The sequence below is a fragment of the Kutzneria buriramensis genome (genome assembly GCF_003387475.1).
In the GTDB taxonomy this organism is placed as follows: Bacteria; Actinomycetota; Actinomycetes; order Mycobacteriales; family Pseudonocardiaceae; genus Kutzneria; species Kutzneria buriramensis.
The window spans coordinates 70,473-84,120 of record NZ_QUNO01000006.1 but is presented as its reverse complement, the minus strand read 5'-3'; the positions used below and the strand labels follow the sequence as shown (position 1 = coordinate 84,120).

At 70.0% G+C, this 13,648-nt stretch carries 11 protein-coding genes and 1 pseudogene; 8 read left to right on the top strand and 4 right to left on the bottom strand.

Translation table 11 applies throughout. The annotated features are described in order from the left end of the window. Nucleotides 1–57 precede the first annotated feature (57 nt). The 4 genes from BCF44_RS18480 (at nt 58) to BCF44_RS18465 (ending at nt 4,278) form a co-directional block, all read left to right on the top strand. The gene (locus BCF44_RS18480; protein ID WP_116175583.1) at nt 58–1,227 is read left to right on the top strand and encodes a cation:proton antiporter; all 1,170 of its coding nucleotides are present in this window, start codon (nt 58–60) and stop codon (nt 1,225–1,227) included. Then, nucleotides 1,224–1,601 (top strand): hypothetical protein, encoded by a 378-nt coding sequence (locus BCF44_RS18475; RefSeq protein WP_116175582.1) that lies wholly within the window; start codon nt 1,224–1,226, stop codon nt 1,599–1,601. The genes BCF44_RS18480 and BCF44_RS18475 overlap by 4 nt, the downstream gene beginning before the upstream one ends. 411 nt (nt 1,602–2,012) lie before the next feature. Continuing rightward, nucleotides 2,013–2,192, top strand: coding sequence for a hypothetical protein (locus BCF44_RS18470; RefSeq protein WP_211353089.1), 180 nt, complete (start codon nt 2,013–2,015; stop codon nt 2,190–2,192). Nucleotides 2,193–2,625: 433 nt separating this feature from the next. Beyond that, on the top strand, nt 2,626–4,278 hold the full coding sequence (locus BCF44_RS18465; protein ID WP_211353088.1) for a DUF7405 family protein: 1,653 nt from the start codon (nt 2,626–2,628) through the stop codon (nt 4,276–4,278). Nucleotides 4,279–4,443: 165 nt separating this feature from the next. Here BCF44_RS18465 and BCF44_RS58965 read toward each other — a convergent pair whose 3' ends face one another. Genes BCF44_RS58965 through BCF44_RS18450 form a run of 3 tightly spaced genes read right to left on the bottom strand, consistent with a single transcriptional unit; the run spans nt 4,444 to nt 9,142 of the window. Then, nucleotides 4,444–4,650, bottom strand: coding sequence for a hypothetical protein (locus tag BCF44_RS58965; protein WP_116175581.1), 207 nt, complete (start codon nt 4,648–4,650; stop codon nt 4,444–4,446). Between the two features lie 45 nt (nt 4,651–4,695). Next, nucleotides 4,696–7,794: an alpha-mannosidase gene (locus BCF44_RS18455; protein ID WP_116175580.1), complete on the bottom strand. Its 3,099-nt coding sequence runs from the start codon at nt 7,792–7,794 to the stop codon at nt 4,696–4,698. After that, nucleotides 7,787–9,142, bottom strand: a complete 1,356-nt coding sequence (locus BCF44_RS18450) for a 6-phospho-beta-glucosidase (RefSeq protein WP_170217599.1) — start codon at nt 9,140–9,142, stop codon at nt 7,787–7,789. Before BCF44_RS18450 ends, BCF44_RS18455 begins: the two co-directional genes overlap by 8 nt. Nucleotides 9,143–9,300: 158 nt before the next feature. Between BCF44_RS18450 and BCF44_RS56645 the strand changes: the two genes are divergently transcribed. Next, on the top strand, nt 9,301–9,435 hold the full coding sequence (locus tag BCF44_RS56645; RefSeq protein WP_211353087.1) for a helix-turn-helix domain-containing protein: 135 nt from the start codon (nt 9,301–9,303) through the stop codon (nt 9,433–9,435). 3 nt (nt 9,436–9,438) lie between these two features. Beyond that, nucleotides 9,439–10,374: pseudogene (locus BCF44_RS57580) on the top strand (RNA-guided endonuclease InsQ/TnpB family protein); the annotation flags it as partial. Between the two features lie 154 nt (nt 10,375–10,528). Here BCF44_RS57580 and BCF44_RS18440 read toward each other — a convergent pair. Beyond that, a complete protein-coding gene (locus BCF44_RS18440; RefSeq protein ID WP_116175579.1) occupies nt 10,529–11,281 on the bottom strand; it encodes a DeoR/GlpR family DNA-binding transcription regulator in 753 nt (250 codons plus the stop codon). A 107-nt stretch (nt 11,282–11,388) separates the two neighbouring features. Here BCF44_RS18440 and BCF44_RS18435 point away from each other — a divergent pair, with 107 nt between their 5' ends. Both BCF44_RS18435 and BCF44_RS18430 read left to right on the top strand, forming a co-directional pair. Further along, nucleotides 11,389–12,360 carry a PfkB family carbohydrate kinase gene (locus BCF44_RS18435; RefSeq protein ID WP_147328531.1) on the top strand — a complete coding sequence of 324 codons (972 nt, stop codon included), beginning with the start codon at nt 11,389–11,391 and terminating at the stop codon, nt 12,358–12,360. 10 nt (nt 12,361–12,370) lie between these two features. Beyond that, complete coding sequence (locus BCF44_RS18430; protein ID WP_116175577.1) at nt 12,371–13,648, top strand: extracellular solute-binding protein; 1,278 nt, start codon at nt 12,371–12,373, stop codon at nt 13,646–13,648.

Genomic DNA, 13,648 nt, shown 5'->3' with positions numbered 1-13,648 from the left:
GACACCCGGCACGTGAGCCCGCACAATGCTCCGATCTGGGTGGAAGGAGGAGCGGCCATGAGTCTGTTCACGTTGGCGCTGGTGTTGGCGGTCGGGCTCGCCGGGCCGCTACTGGCCACCCCGAAGCGGTTCCGGGTGCCGGTGGTGGTCGGTGAGATCGCGTTCGGAGTGGTGCTGGGGCGCACCGGCCTCGGTTGGGTCGACGCGGACGAGCCCGCGCTGTCCTTCCTGGCCTCGGCCGGTTTCGCCCTGGTGATGCTGGTGGCCGGCAGTCACGTGCCGCTGCGCAACGCCGCGCTGCGGGTGGCGCTGCGGCGAGGGGCGCTGCTGGCCGGGCTGGTGGGCGTGTTGGCCGTGCCCGCCGGGCTCGGCGTGGCGGCACTGACCGGCACCGGCCACGGTCTGCTGTACGCGGTGCTCCTGGCCTCCAGCTCGGCGGCACTGGTCATGCCGGTGATCGACGAGAAGGGCTTGGACACGCCGGCAGCGATCGCCACCATCGTGCACGTCGCGATCGCCGACACCGCCTGCATCGTCCTGCTGCCGCTGGCGGAGGATCCCTCGCGCGCCGGCCGGGCCGGACTGGGCGCGCTCGCGGTGATCGGCGTCGGCGCGGCGTGGTTCGCGGCCATGCGCTGGCTGCGCGCGCGGGGCGTGACCGAGCGGGTGCACAAGCTGAGCAAGCGTCGGCATTTCGGCATCGAGCTACGGATCGCGTTGATCTCGGTGTTCGGCCTGGCAGGGTTGGCACAGCTCGTGGGCGTGTCGGTGATGCTGGCCGGCTTTGTGATCGGCCTGGCGCTGGCCGCCGAGGGCGAGCCGCGACGCTTGGCCCGGCAGCTGTTCGCGGTGGCCGACGGATTCCTCGGGCCGGTGTTCTTCGTGTGGCTCGGCGCGTCATTGGACCTGCGTGCGCTGGCCAGCCAACCCCGAATGATCATCCTTGCCTTGCTGCTGGCCGTGGCGACAGTCATGGTGCACGCAGCGGCCCGGCTACTGGGTCAGCCACTGCCGCTGGCGCTGCTGGCTGGGGCGCAGATGGGCGTGCCCGTCGCCGCGGTCACCATCGGCACCCGCGCCAATCTGCTCGAGAGCGGGGAAGGCGGCGCGATCCTGGCCGCCGCGATGGTCAGCGTCGCGGTGACGGCGTGGGCGGCGACGCGCGCAGCGGGCAGCCCAGGCCCGGCACCGTCTACCGGTGGCGATACGAGGAGGGACACGTCGTGAAGGAACACTGGAAGAGCGAGCCCGACGAGCACGACTACCCGGCGGCGCACGACTACCTGACGCTCGTCACCGACGAGGCAGTCGCCGACAGCATGGTCGACCTGCTCCGAGCCGCCACACTCGTCCACCGCAAGGCCAAGGACATCCTGCGCGCCAGCCGGTTGGCACTACTGCCGGCGGACAACGCGCACGTGGCCAAGGACCTGGGCAAGGTCAAACGCGGCGAGCTGCTGTCGCCGGTGCTGCTGGTCCGCGGGCACACCCGCGAGAACCTCCGGGTCAACGACGACCTGGTGATCGCGGACGGCTACCACCGGGTGTGCGCGTCCTATCACCTGGACGAGAACGCCGACATTCCGTGCAAACTCGTCTGAGCGGCGGCCACGGTCGACGGCCAGCACCAAGCGGGCCGCGGATCGCCCACAGCCGGTGATGCCACTCCACTATGGTGGCCACCACGTCACGTGTCAGCGGCGCCAACGCGGCACGACGACCCCGAAGGCGGATCATCCAACAACGGCACGCAGGCGGCCAGCGCCGCCTCCCGCACCTGCCGATCAGGGTCGTCAAGACATCGCGACACAGAGCGGAACAGGACAGGCCGGACACGCTGCAAGTGCTGACCCCCTCGCCCGACACCCAGACCATGACGGCGTCTGATCTCCATCGCCTCGTCGTCCACTTCAGCGGCAACAGCCCCCAGCCACTCCTGCAACTCGAACCGCAGAGGTGACGGCGAACCCGAGAGCGTCGCGATGGCCGGCTTGAGGGTTCTGGGGTCATCCATGATCGCGGCCACGTGCAGAGCGGCCGCCGTCCAACGCGGTCCCCTCGGCCTCGCGGCCAGGACCGCGCTCGGCCGCGTCGGCGAGCCGGACGCCATCGGGCTGGCGATCGCGTCGCTGGTGAGCGAGGCCGGCCGGTGGGTCATCGCGCAGAACATCGAGGTGTCCGGCGGTTTCTGACTCTGGGCCAGGAAACCACTGTGCAGTGAAGGACAGCCGATGATTGTCGTCAGCTCGGCCGTCGCGCCGGCTGGGGGTGCAGGTCGATCGGGCCGCCAGGCCGGCGCGAGCATGCCGGCCCGATTCCGGCGATGTCTCTCGCGCGTGCCGGCCACGCTGATATTTGGCAATTGTTGACGACACCCCACAACGAGGCACGCTCGGTATCGGTCGCACGATTCTGTGTGCCGCTCAGTGTTCCTTGGCTGGTCGCCACGATCAAGCACGTGGCCGCAGGACCACACCATGTCGGGCCCAGATCGCGGACACCTAAGTAGTTGTTGTCATACCTAGGGATTTCTTGCCAATTCCGGCCGCCGGTGCGGACGCCTTTACTGGGTCAGGTACGGATGGCAGGTGGGGCTGTTCCTCGCCGGCGTGAGAAGGGACATCCATGCCGCTCAACGACTTCAAGGGCCCGCGCCTCAGCAGACGAGGAGCGCTCAGGGCCGGCTTCGGGCTCGCCGTGGCGACCCAGCTCGCGATGATCGAGCAGGTCGCCGTCACACCGGTGCGGGCCGCGGCGGCCACCGCCGGCGGCTCATCCTCGTTCCCGAACATCCAGTTCGACATCGGCGATTTCATCGCACCACCGCTCACCCTCAACGACGGCGCCGGCAAGGTGACCGCCCAATTCGGACCGGTGTTCACCTATTTCGTGCCGGCCGTGTTGACCCGCACCCCGACGTCGAACGACCAACAGGTGCTGTCCGACGCGCTCGACACCATCGAGAGCTGCTACGACTTCAGCCCCAGCGGCATCTTCGTGTTCGTCTCCTACGGCGTGCCGTACTTCAACCTCTTGCCCGGCGGCATCAACGGCGACCTGGTCCAGACCTTCATGCCCCAACTGCGTTCCGGACAGAATCCCGACGGCACCACCAACGCGCTGGCCGAAGCGGTGCCGATGCCCACCGACGTGATCGGCGGCCTGGTCGGCGGCCCGCACGCCCCCGTGCCCAACGTCACCAAGGACCGCTTCAACGTCAACGTCGCCATCGAGCAGAACCACATGCTGTTCCACATGCGCAGCGACTCGGTGAGCAACCTCAACGACGTGCTCGCCTGGCTCAAGGGCAGCAACAGCCTGGCCGGCTCCTCTGTGCCCTCGCCCCACTTCCGAGGGCTGATCTCATTTCAGACCACCAGGGTGCAGTTCGTCCAACGCGGCCTGCCCCGGCAGATGGCCGACTCGCACCACTTCGAGTACGCGTCGCGGATCAACCCCGACTCGCCGATGTGGATGGGTTTCCTGGACCAGCAGACCGACTCCGCCGGGCCGGCGCAGATCTGCACCTTCGCCGGCAACGACTCCGCGCAGCTGACCGACGCCTCCTCCGGCGACTACTTCGACGACGGCGGCATCCAGCACCTCTCCCACGACATCGAGGACCTGTTCCAGTTCTACGCGTTGCCCAACCAGGATCCTCGTCATGCCGACGGCGAGGACGCCCAGGAACGGCAGATGTACATGTTCCGCTCCAACCAGATCGCCACCGCCAACGGCCTGCCGGCGCCCTTCAACGCCAACGACCCCTTCACCAACGGCGGCTGCCCCGCCTACGTCACCAACAAGTTCCAGGGCCCCAACGACGCCCGTCTGAACGCGCAGAACGCCGGCGGCCAGTTCAACCCGAACTCGCCGGCCAGCGTGCAGCAGACCCAGTCCTTCACCGGCCTCGGCCGCATCGGCCACGAGTCGGCCCTGCAACGCAACTCCCGGGCGGCCGACGGCACACCCCTGCACATCCGGGTCGACGGCCCCGGACTGTCCAGCCTGGACGTGCCCGCCTTCCAGACGTTCCCCGGCGGCACCACCGTCGCCGCCGGGAGCATGCAACCGAAGCTCGAGTTCAGCGCGTTCATGCCGACCGCGGAATCGTTCCGCCGGATGCGCGTCGCCGTGGCCGCGCAGGACCTCCAGGTCCAGTTCAAGGTCGACCCGGACGACAACGGCCTGGAACGGTTCATCACCGCGACCCGCCGGCAGAACTTCCTCGTCCCGCCGCGGTGTGTCCGGTCATTCCCCCTCACCGAGTTCACGTGAACCGGCCTGGCTCCAACGGCTAGGGCGCCGCTGGAGGGCACACCGCGAGATGGCGTCGGCCGGTCCGGGGCAACCCGGGCCGGCCGATGTGTCTCCCGGCAGCGGCCCACGGCCGGCACCGACCGGGTCTGACCAGCCGGCTGCGGCAGAAACTTCCGCCTTGCTTCAGTCGAGCACGCCAGGCTGGGGAGCCTCGCGCCGACGAATCGCGGCGAGGCCGAACCCGGCCCCGACGTGCCCGAGATGCGCACCAACGCCGTCGAGGAAGCCAACGCCCTCAGCGACACCGAGCGCCGCGTCGCCATGCTGGCCCGCTCCGGCCACGTCAACCGCGAGATCGCCAGCAAGCCCTACAGCACCGTCGAGCAGCACCTCACCGGCGTCTACCGCAAGCTCAACATCCGCGGTCGGGGAACCTCAGCGTGCAGATGTGAGCCGCAGCGTGAGAACCTGGAACGGGCGCAGCCGCAGGGGCACCGTCCCGTCCGGCCCCACCGGCACGTCCTCGCCGAGCGGGCGCTCCAGCAGGTCGGTGACCTGGACGCGGGAGACGGCGAAGCCGGGCCGCAGCACGGTCGACGCCCGGGTGCCCAGGGCCTCGTAGAGGCGCACCACGACATCGCCGGAACGGTCGTCGGCCAGCTTGACGGACTCCACGGCGACCTTGCGGCCGTCGACGGCCACCAGTGGCGCCGGCGGCGAACCGGCGGAGCCGGGAACGACCCGCAGCGGCAGGTTGAGGGCGTAGCCGCCGTCGACGGCATCGGCGACGGAAGCGCCGGGCAGCAGGGAGTAGGTCATCCGGTGCGGGCCCTGGTCGGCCTGCGGATCGGGGCTGCGTGGCGCGCGGACGAGGCTGAGGCGGAGGGTGGTCGTGGTGCCGCCGTCGTCACGGGCGGTGCGCCCGACGTCGTGGCCGTAGGTGGAGTCGTTGAGCACGGCGACGCCGTAGTCGGGCTCGGCCACGTGCACCCAGCGGTGGCAGAAGACCTCGAACCGCGCGGCCTCCCAGCTGGTGTTGGTGTGGGTGGGCCGGAAGACGTGGCCGAACTGGATCTCGGCGGCGGAGCGGTCGGCGTGCACGTCCAGCGGGAACGCCGCCTTGATGATCTTCTCCCGCTCGTGCCAGTCGATCTCCGTCTCGATGTCGATCCGCGGCGAGCCCGCGCGCAGCCGGATCGTCTGCACGAGCGTCGAGTCGCCGAACCGCCGCTCGACCCGGATCGCGCCGACGAGCGGCCCACGCTCCACCACCGTGATCGACTCCGCGGCGGTCAGGTCCACGTACTGGTGCCGGTAGTGCTTGTCGATGTCCCAGGCGTCCCACTGGTTCGGCAGGTCGGTGTGCAGGCGCAGCAGGTTGCCGCGCTCGCCGGGGGCCAGCACCTCACGGTCGGCGACCAGGTCCCGCACCGAGGTGAACAGGCCGTCGTCGTCGAACTCGACCCGCACCAGGCCGTTCTCCAGCACCCGGTCGCTGACGACGACCGTCGCCTGCGGTTCAGCCGCGACCAACGGCCCCGCGCTGGAACCTTCCGCCGCGACAAACACCGCTACCGTTCCGTCGGACAAATCCTGCCCGTTGGCGGCCAATTCCTTCGGCACCGCAACGACTTCGGTACGAGAGCGAGGGCCGGCGTTGAGCACCCACGGCACGTCGCCCGCAGCACCGGCCAGCGCCGCCGCGGCGTCGGCGACGATGTCCTGCAACTCGGCGGCAATCGCGGCGTAGGTGGCCTCGGCCTCGCGGTGCACCCACGCGATCGAGCTGCCGGGCAGGATGTCGTGGAACTGGTGCAGCAGCACCGTCTTCCACAGCCGGTCCAACTCTTCGTACGGATAGGGGAAGCCCGTACGGAGAGCCGCGGTGGCCGCCCACAGCTCGGCCTCCCGCAGCAGGTGCTCGCTGCGTCGGTTGCCGGACTTGGTGCGGTGCTGGCTGGTGTACGTGGCGCGGTGCAGCTCCAGGTACAGCTCCCCCGACCACACCGGCGCATCGGGGTACTCCGCCTGCGCCTCGCGGAAGAAGACGTTGGGGTCCTGCACGACCACCTTCGGCGAGCCCTCCAGGTCACGCAGCCGCCGGGCCTTCTCCATCATCTCCCGGGTGGGGCCGCCACCACCGTCGCCGTGGCCGAACGGCACCAGCGACCGCGTGCCGCCGCCCTTGTCGGCATAGTTGCGGACGGCGTGGGCCAGCTCCTCGCCGGAGAACACCGCGTTGTAGGTGTCCACGGGCGGGAAGTGGGTGAAGACCCGGCTGCCGTCGATGCCCTCCCACCAGAAGGTGTGGTGCGGCATCTTGTTGGTCTGGTTCCACGAGATCTTCTGGGTGAGGAACCACCGCATCCCGGCCAGCTTCGCCAACTGCGGGTACGCCGCCGTGTAGCCGAAGGAGTCCGGCAGCCACACGCCCTCGCACTCCGTGCCGAACTCGTCGAGGAAGAACCTCTTGCCGTGCACCAACTGCCGGGCCAGCGCCTCGCCGCCGGGCAGGTTGCCGTCGGCCTCCACCCACATGCCGCCGACCGGAACCCAGTTGCCGGCCTTGGCCGCCTCCTGCATCCGGGCGTACACGGCGGGATGGTGCGCCTTGGCCCACGCGTACTGCTGCGCCTGGGAGCAGGCGAAGACGAACTCGGGGTAGTCCTTGGCCAGCGCGGTGACGTTGGCGAAGGTGCGCCCAGTCTTGCGGACCGTCTCCCGCAGCGGCCACAGCCAGGCGCTGTCGATGTGCGCGTGGCCCACCGAGGACAGGGTGTGCGCGCTGGCGTGCGCCGGCCGGGACAGCACCCAGGCCAGTTCGGCCCGGGCTTCGGCGGCGGTCGCCGACACGTCGGCGATGTCGAGGGCGTCGAGCATCCTTTCCAAGGCGCGCAACAGTTCGTGCCGGCGGGTGTCGTGCTCGCTGAGCTGCCGCATGAGCTCGGCGGCGACCTCGATGTCCAGCACGAGATGCCAGACGTCCTCGTCGAGCACGGCGAGGTCGGCGCGGGCGAAGGTGTACAGCGGATCCGGCGGCGCGGTGAGCTTGTCCCCCAGCTGCGTGGGGAGGAAGCCGTTGGCGAGGATGTCGGGATTGCCGGCCGCCTCCAGCAGCAGCTCCACCGGCTCGCCGCCCACCGCCGGGTGGGATACCGGCACGTACTGGTTGCGCGGTTCGATGCCCTTCACCGGCTGGCCGGTCGCGTCGTACACCAGCGCCTCGGCCTGGCCGCCGGGCCAGTCGCCGATGAAGCCGAGGTCGAAGACGGCCTCCACGCGCTTGCCGGTCCACTCCGCGGGCACGGTGCCGACCGCGCGAATCCAGCTTGTGGACCATGGCCGGCCCCAGCGCTGCCCGACGGCGAACGGCTCGTACTTCGCCGCCAGCGCCTCGGACACTGGCACCGGCTCGTCGGGCACGTGCCACGCGGTCAGGGTCAACGGGACCGTCGCGCCGTACACGGCGGGCCGGATCCGCTGCTCCATGACGCGGTCGAGGCGCGCCTCCACCTGCCTGCGGTCGTCAAACACGGGCCGCCCCCTGAAGGTAGTCGAGGCCGGGAACGTCGGCGAGGTAGCCGTCGAGCAGCCGCCGCGCGACGGCGACGGAGTCGACCAGCGGATGCAGGGCGAAGGCGCGCAGCGCGGCCGCCCGGTCGCCGGTGGTGGCGGCCCGAATGGTGTCCCGCTCCACGGCCTTCACGGCAGTCACCAGGCCGACGGCGTGATCGGGCAGCGGCTCGCCGATGATCGGCCGGGCGCCGTTGGCGTCCACGTGGCAGTTGGTCTCCACCACGGCGTCGTCGTCCAACGGCCGCAGCGCTCCCCGGCCGCGGACGTTGAGGATGAGCGTGGCCCGCTCGTCCAGCGCGATGGCCCGCATCAAGGCCAGGGCGACCTTCTCGTAACCGCCGGAGTCCAGGTCGCACGAGTTGCGCTCGCCGGCGTCCACGGCCTCGCGGTTCTCGGCCATGTACGTGACTTCGCGCTCCAGCCGGGTGGCGTCCCAGGTCGCGAACGCGGGGGCGCCGGGCGTCTCCATCCGTTCGTAGAAACGGGACTGCTGGTCGAGCAGGAACGCGCCACGGGTCTGCTCGGCGGCCCGCGCGCCGGCGACCGCCTCACGGTTGAAGTAGTAGTAGTGCAGGTATTCGTTGGGCAGCGCGCCCAGCGAGCGCAGCCAGTCGGCGCCGAAGAGCTTGCCCTCCTCGAACGACGTGAGCGCGTCCTCGTCGGCGAGCAGCCGCGGCAGCATGTCCACGCCGCCGACCCGGATCGCCCGGAGCCAGCCCAGGTGGTTGAGGCCGGCGTAGTCGAACCACGTCTGGCCCGGGTCCACGCCCAGTGCGCCGCAGGCCCGGCGGCCGAGGCCGACCGGCGAGTCGCAGATGCCGATGACCCGGTCGCCGAGGTGGTGGCTCATCGCCTCGGTGACCACGCCGGCCGGGTTGGTGAAGTTGATGACCCAGGCCTCGGGGGCCAGCCGGGCGATACGGCGGGCGATGTCCACCGCGACCGGGATCGTGCGCAGCCCGTACGCGATGCCGCCGGCGCCGACCGTCTCCTGGCCGAGCACCCCCAGCTCCAGCGCCACCCGCTCGTCGGCGGCCCGACCGGCCAGGCCACCGACCCGGATCGCCGAGAAGACGAAGTCCGCGCCGGCCACCGCCACGTCCAGATCGGTCGTGACGTCCACAGTGGGCGCGTCGTCGTGGCCGGAAGCCTGCTCCCGCAACACCTTCACGATGGCGTCCAGCCGCCGCGGATCCAGGTCGTGCAGGGTGACGTGGGTGACCCGTCCCGGGCCCCGGTCGGCCAGCAGCGCCCGGTAGACCAGCGGGACGCGGAAACCGCCCCCGCCCAGGATCGTCAGCCTCATAGGGAACCTCCTTGGAGACCATCGGCATCAGCCTGGAGTCGAAACTGACCACTGCGCAGCCAGACAGGCAAGAGCGGTCCGTCACCAGCACGAATCACCGTCCACATGCCACAGACCGCCCGTGGGGGCTCATCGGCCGACGCGGTAGGTTGTTTGCCGTGACCACGAACGTGAAGCGGGCGTTCAAGTACCGCTTCCATCCAACTGACGCGCAGGCGGCCGAGTTGTCCCGCACGTTCGGATGCGTGCGCACGGTCTACAACCTCGCCCTGCGAGCTCGCACCGAGGCGTAGGCGCTGCGGCAGGAACGGATCACGTACAACGCCACCTCTGCGCTGCTGACCGCGTGGAAGAAAACCGAGGGGCTGGCCCATCTGAGTGATGTCTCCTCGGTTCCTCTCCAACAGACTTCGCGCCACTTGCAAACCGCCTTCACAGACTTCTTCGCCCAGCGTGGGAAGTATCCGCGATTCAAGTCCAAGAAGAAGTCCCGCGCCTCGGCGGAGTACACCAGATCCGCGTTCCGGTTCCACGATGGCCAGCTGACCCTGGCCAAGATGAGCAAGCCCCTGCCCATTGTGTGGTCCCGACCGCTTCCGCAGGGGGTGTCGCCGAGCACGGTGACAGTGACCCGAGACAGCGCAGGGCGCTGGTTCGTGTCTTCGCTCTGTGAGGACCCCGACGTCCGGCCACTGCCCACTGCCAGCTCCGCGGTGGGCATCAACGTCGGCCTGAACCACCTGCTGACCCTGTCCACGGGGGAAAAGATCGCCAATCCCCGACACGAGCGGCGGGACCGGCAGCGTCTGGCAGCCGCACAGCGTGCCCTGGCCCGTAAGTCCCCAGGTTCCAACAATCGAGACAAGGCCCGCCTCAGGGTGGCCCGTGTGCACGCGCAGATCACAGCTCGGCGTCGGGACCATCTGCACAAACTGAGCACTCGACTCGTGCGTGAGAACCAAACGCTCGTGATCGAGGACCTGACCGTGCGGAATATGGTCAAGAACCGCAGCCTGGCCCGCGCGATCAGCGACGTCGCGTGGCGAGAGTTCCGCAGCATGCTGGAGTACAAGGCCGCCTGGTATGGACGGGACCTGGTGGTCGTGAACCGCTGGTTTCCCTCGTCCAAGCTTTGCTCGATCTGCGGCGCGCTCCGGGACAGGATGCCGCTGCACATCCGCAGTTGGAGGTGTGGCTGTGGTTCGACCCATGACCGGGACGTGAACGCGGCGACGAATCTTCTGACCGCCGGACTGGCGGTGTCGGCCTGTGGAGCCGATGCAAGACCTCAACGGGAGTCCCCCCGGCTGGGGCGGTCGGCGGCGAAGCAGGAAGCCCTACGGCGCAAGCCGCAGGAGTCCCTCTCGTTCACGAGCGGACAAGAAGTCAAATCTCCACGACCTCCACCCCAGCCTCGCGCAGCGCGTCCCGGGTCGCCGCGTCCGCGGGCCCGTTCGTCACCACGACGTCGAGATCCTCCGGCCCGCACACGCGGGCCATGCCGGTGCCGGGGAACTTCCCGGCGTCGGCGGCCAGCACCACCTTCTCCGCGGCCGCGATCATCCCCCGCTTCACCGGCACCTCGACGGCCGTCGTGTCGAGCACGTGGCCGTCGGGCCGGATCCCGCTGGTGCCGAGGAACAACACATCGGCGTGCACCTGGCGCAGGTTGTCCTCGGTGAGGAATCCGACCAGCGAGCGGTAGTCGCGGCGGACCACACCTCCGAGCAGGATGAGCTGGATATCCTTCTCCTCCACCAACTCCTCGTAGACGGCGAGGCTGCTGGTGATGACCGTCAGCGACCGCCCGCGCAGGTGCCGGGCGATCCGGTGCGCGGTGGTGCCGATGTCCAGCAGCGCGGTCTGGCCGTCCCGCACCATCGACGCGCAGTGGGCCGCGACGGCGTCCTTTGCCTCCACGCGCACGGTCGCCACCTCGACGAACGGGTCGTCGTGGCCGTTGACCGGCACCGCGCCGCCGAACACCCGCCGCAGCAGGCCCTCGTCCTCCAGCTGGAGCAGGTCGCGGCGGATCGTCGCCTGGCTGGTGTCCAGCAGTTCCGCCAGCGCGGTGACCGTGCTGGGGCCGTCCGAGCGCAGTGCGCGCAGGATCAGCTCGTGTCGTCGGGCGGGAAGCACAGCTGGACCCTACTCTTCAAACTCGCTCAAAGTCACGCAGCTATTGCCATTCTCGTGCACGCGGTGCAGTCTCTAGCTCAACTTCGAGCAGAACAGAAGGTTGCGGAGTGGCAACACCACCGACGGTCCCCGACGTGCTCCTGTCGGGCCTGCTCTTCTACGACATCGGTTTCGCCGGCCTGCCCGCCGCCCCGGCCGTCGGCACCGAGGTCTGGGCCCGCGAGCGCGGCGCCAGCCCCGGTGGTATCGCCAACTTCGCCGTCGCGCTGGGCCGGCTCGGCCTGCGGACCTCGCTGGCCGCCGCGTTCGGCGACGACGTCACCGGAACGCTCTGCTGGGAGGAGCTCGCCGCCGGTGAGGGCATCGACCTCTCGCTGTCCCAACGGATCCCCGACTGGCCGATGCCGCTCACCGTCGCCCTCGCGTACGACGGCGACCGCGCGCTGATCACCCACGGCTCCACCCCGCCGCTGCACCCCGACGACCTCATCGCCAACCCGCCGCCCACCCGCGCCGCCGTCGCCCACCTCGGCCCGGAGCCGCAGGCGTGGATCGGCAAGGCGGTCGCCCAGGACACCCTGGTCTTCGCCGACGCCGGCTGGGAGGAGGCCTCACGGCACCGCTCGGAGATCCTCGCGCAGTTGCCGGGCTGCCACGCGTTCCTGCCCAACGACCGCGAGGCCATGGCCTACACCCGCACCGACTCCCCCGCCGCCGCGCTGGCGAAACTCGCCGACCTGGTGCCGCTGGCCGTCGTGACCTGCGGGCCCGACGGTGCCCTCGGCATCGACGGCACCACCGGCGAAACCGCCGCCGTGCCCGCCGTCGCCGTAGAGGCGGTGGATTCAACCGGCGCCGGCGACATCTTCGGCGCCGCCCTCGTCTTCGCCACCCTGGCCGGCCTGCCGCTGGCCGACCGGCTGCGCTTCGCCGCCCTGGCCGCCGCGCTTTCCGTCCAGCGAATCGGCGGCGCGGCCTCGGCGCCGCGGTGGTCGGACCTGGCCCGCTGGCGCGGCACCGACCACCGGCCCGACCACGCCTTCGTCGACGATCTCGTACGCCGCCACATGCACCAGTAGGAGCGATCCCATGGAACTCTCCCGCAGACGATTCCTCCAGGCATCCGCGATGACCGCCGCCGCGGCCGGATTCACCGCCGCCTGCGGCAGTTCCGGCACGACCAGCGCGCACGGCAAGGACCTCACCCTGTGGTACTGGGGCGGCGGCCTGAGCGACAAGGTCGTGGCCGACGCAAAGGCCCAGTTCGCCAAGGACGTCACGCTCACCGCCAGCTCCGTCGGCGGCGACTTCAAGCAGAAGCTCGTCACCACGCTCGCCGCGGGCGGGACGTCGGTGCCCGACATCACCGGCATCAAGGGCGAGGACATGGCCTCGTTCCTGCCCAGCGCGAGCAAATTCCTCGACCTCAACGAGCTCGGCTTCAAGGACATTTCCTCGCAGTACCTGGCCTGGAAGACCAAGCGCGCGCAGACCACCGACGGCAAGCAGATCGGCTTCCCGATCGACATCGGCCCGACCGCCATGTACTACCGCGTGGACCTGCTGGAGAAGGCCGGCCTGCCGACCGACCCGGACAAGCTGGCCGCGCAGATCAAGACCTGGGACGACTTCTGGGCCGCCGGCGCCCAACTGCACGGCGCCAACCCCAAGTCGTACCCGATGCGCAACCTGCCGGAGCTGTTCAGCCTGGTCGTCGACCAGGGCACCAAGCGCTTCATCGACGAGAGCAACCACTTCATCGGCGACCAGAGCCACATCCGCAACGCCTGGAACACCGCCGTGAAGGGCTTCACCGCCGGCCTGGACGGCAAGGTGGACGACAACAGCTGGAACGCCGCCATCTCCACCGGCACGCTCGGCATCGAACTCGGCGCCGCCTGGCACGCGCTGGACATCGAGCAGGCCGCCCCCGACCTCAAGGGCCAGTGGCGAGTCGCCCCGATGCCCGGCGGCCCAGCCAACGACGGCGGCTCGTACCTGGCGCTGCCCAAGCAGTGCCGCAACCCCGAGCAGGCCTTCAAGATCGTCAGCTGGATCCTCAACCCCGAGAACGACGCCCGCGGCTTCACCGACGCGGCGATCTTCCCGGCCGCACCGGCCGCGTACAAGCTGCCGGCGATGACCGCGGGCGACCCGTACTTCGGCGGGCAGAAGATCATCGACGTGTTCGGCCCCGCGGCCGAGGCCATGCCGATCAGCTACGAGGCCCCGGCCGACGCGGCCGTGATGGCGCCGTACAGCACCGAACTCGGCAACATCGAGGCCAGCGGCAAGTCCCCGGACGCCGCCTGGAACGACGCCGTCAGCAAGGCCAAGCAGATAGCCCAGCGGCAAGGGGTGAGCTGA

Coding starts and splice junctions, on each gene's coding strand:
- BCF44_RS18470 (WP_211353089.1), top strand. CDS start 2,013: ATGATCGCGGCCACGTGCAGAGCGGCCGCCGTCCAACGCGGTCCCCTC.
- BCF44_RS18450 (WP_170217599.1), bottom strand. CDS start 9,142: ATGAGGCTGACGATCCTGGGCGGGGGCGGTTTCCGCGTCCCGCTGGTC.
- BCF44_RS18430 (WP_116175577.1), top strand. CDS start 12,371: ATGGAACTCTCCCGCAGACGATTCCTCCAGGCATCCGCGATGACCGCC.
- BCF44_RS18465 (WP_211353088.1), top strand. CDS start 2,626: ATGCCGCTCAACGACTTCAAGGGCCCGCGCCTCAGCAGACGAGGAGCG.
- BCF44_RS18480 (WP_116175583.1), top strand. CDS start 58: ATGAGTCTGTTCACGTTGGCGCTGGTGTTGGCGGTCGGGCTCGCCGGG.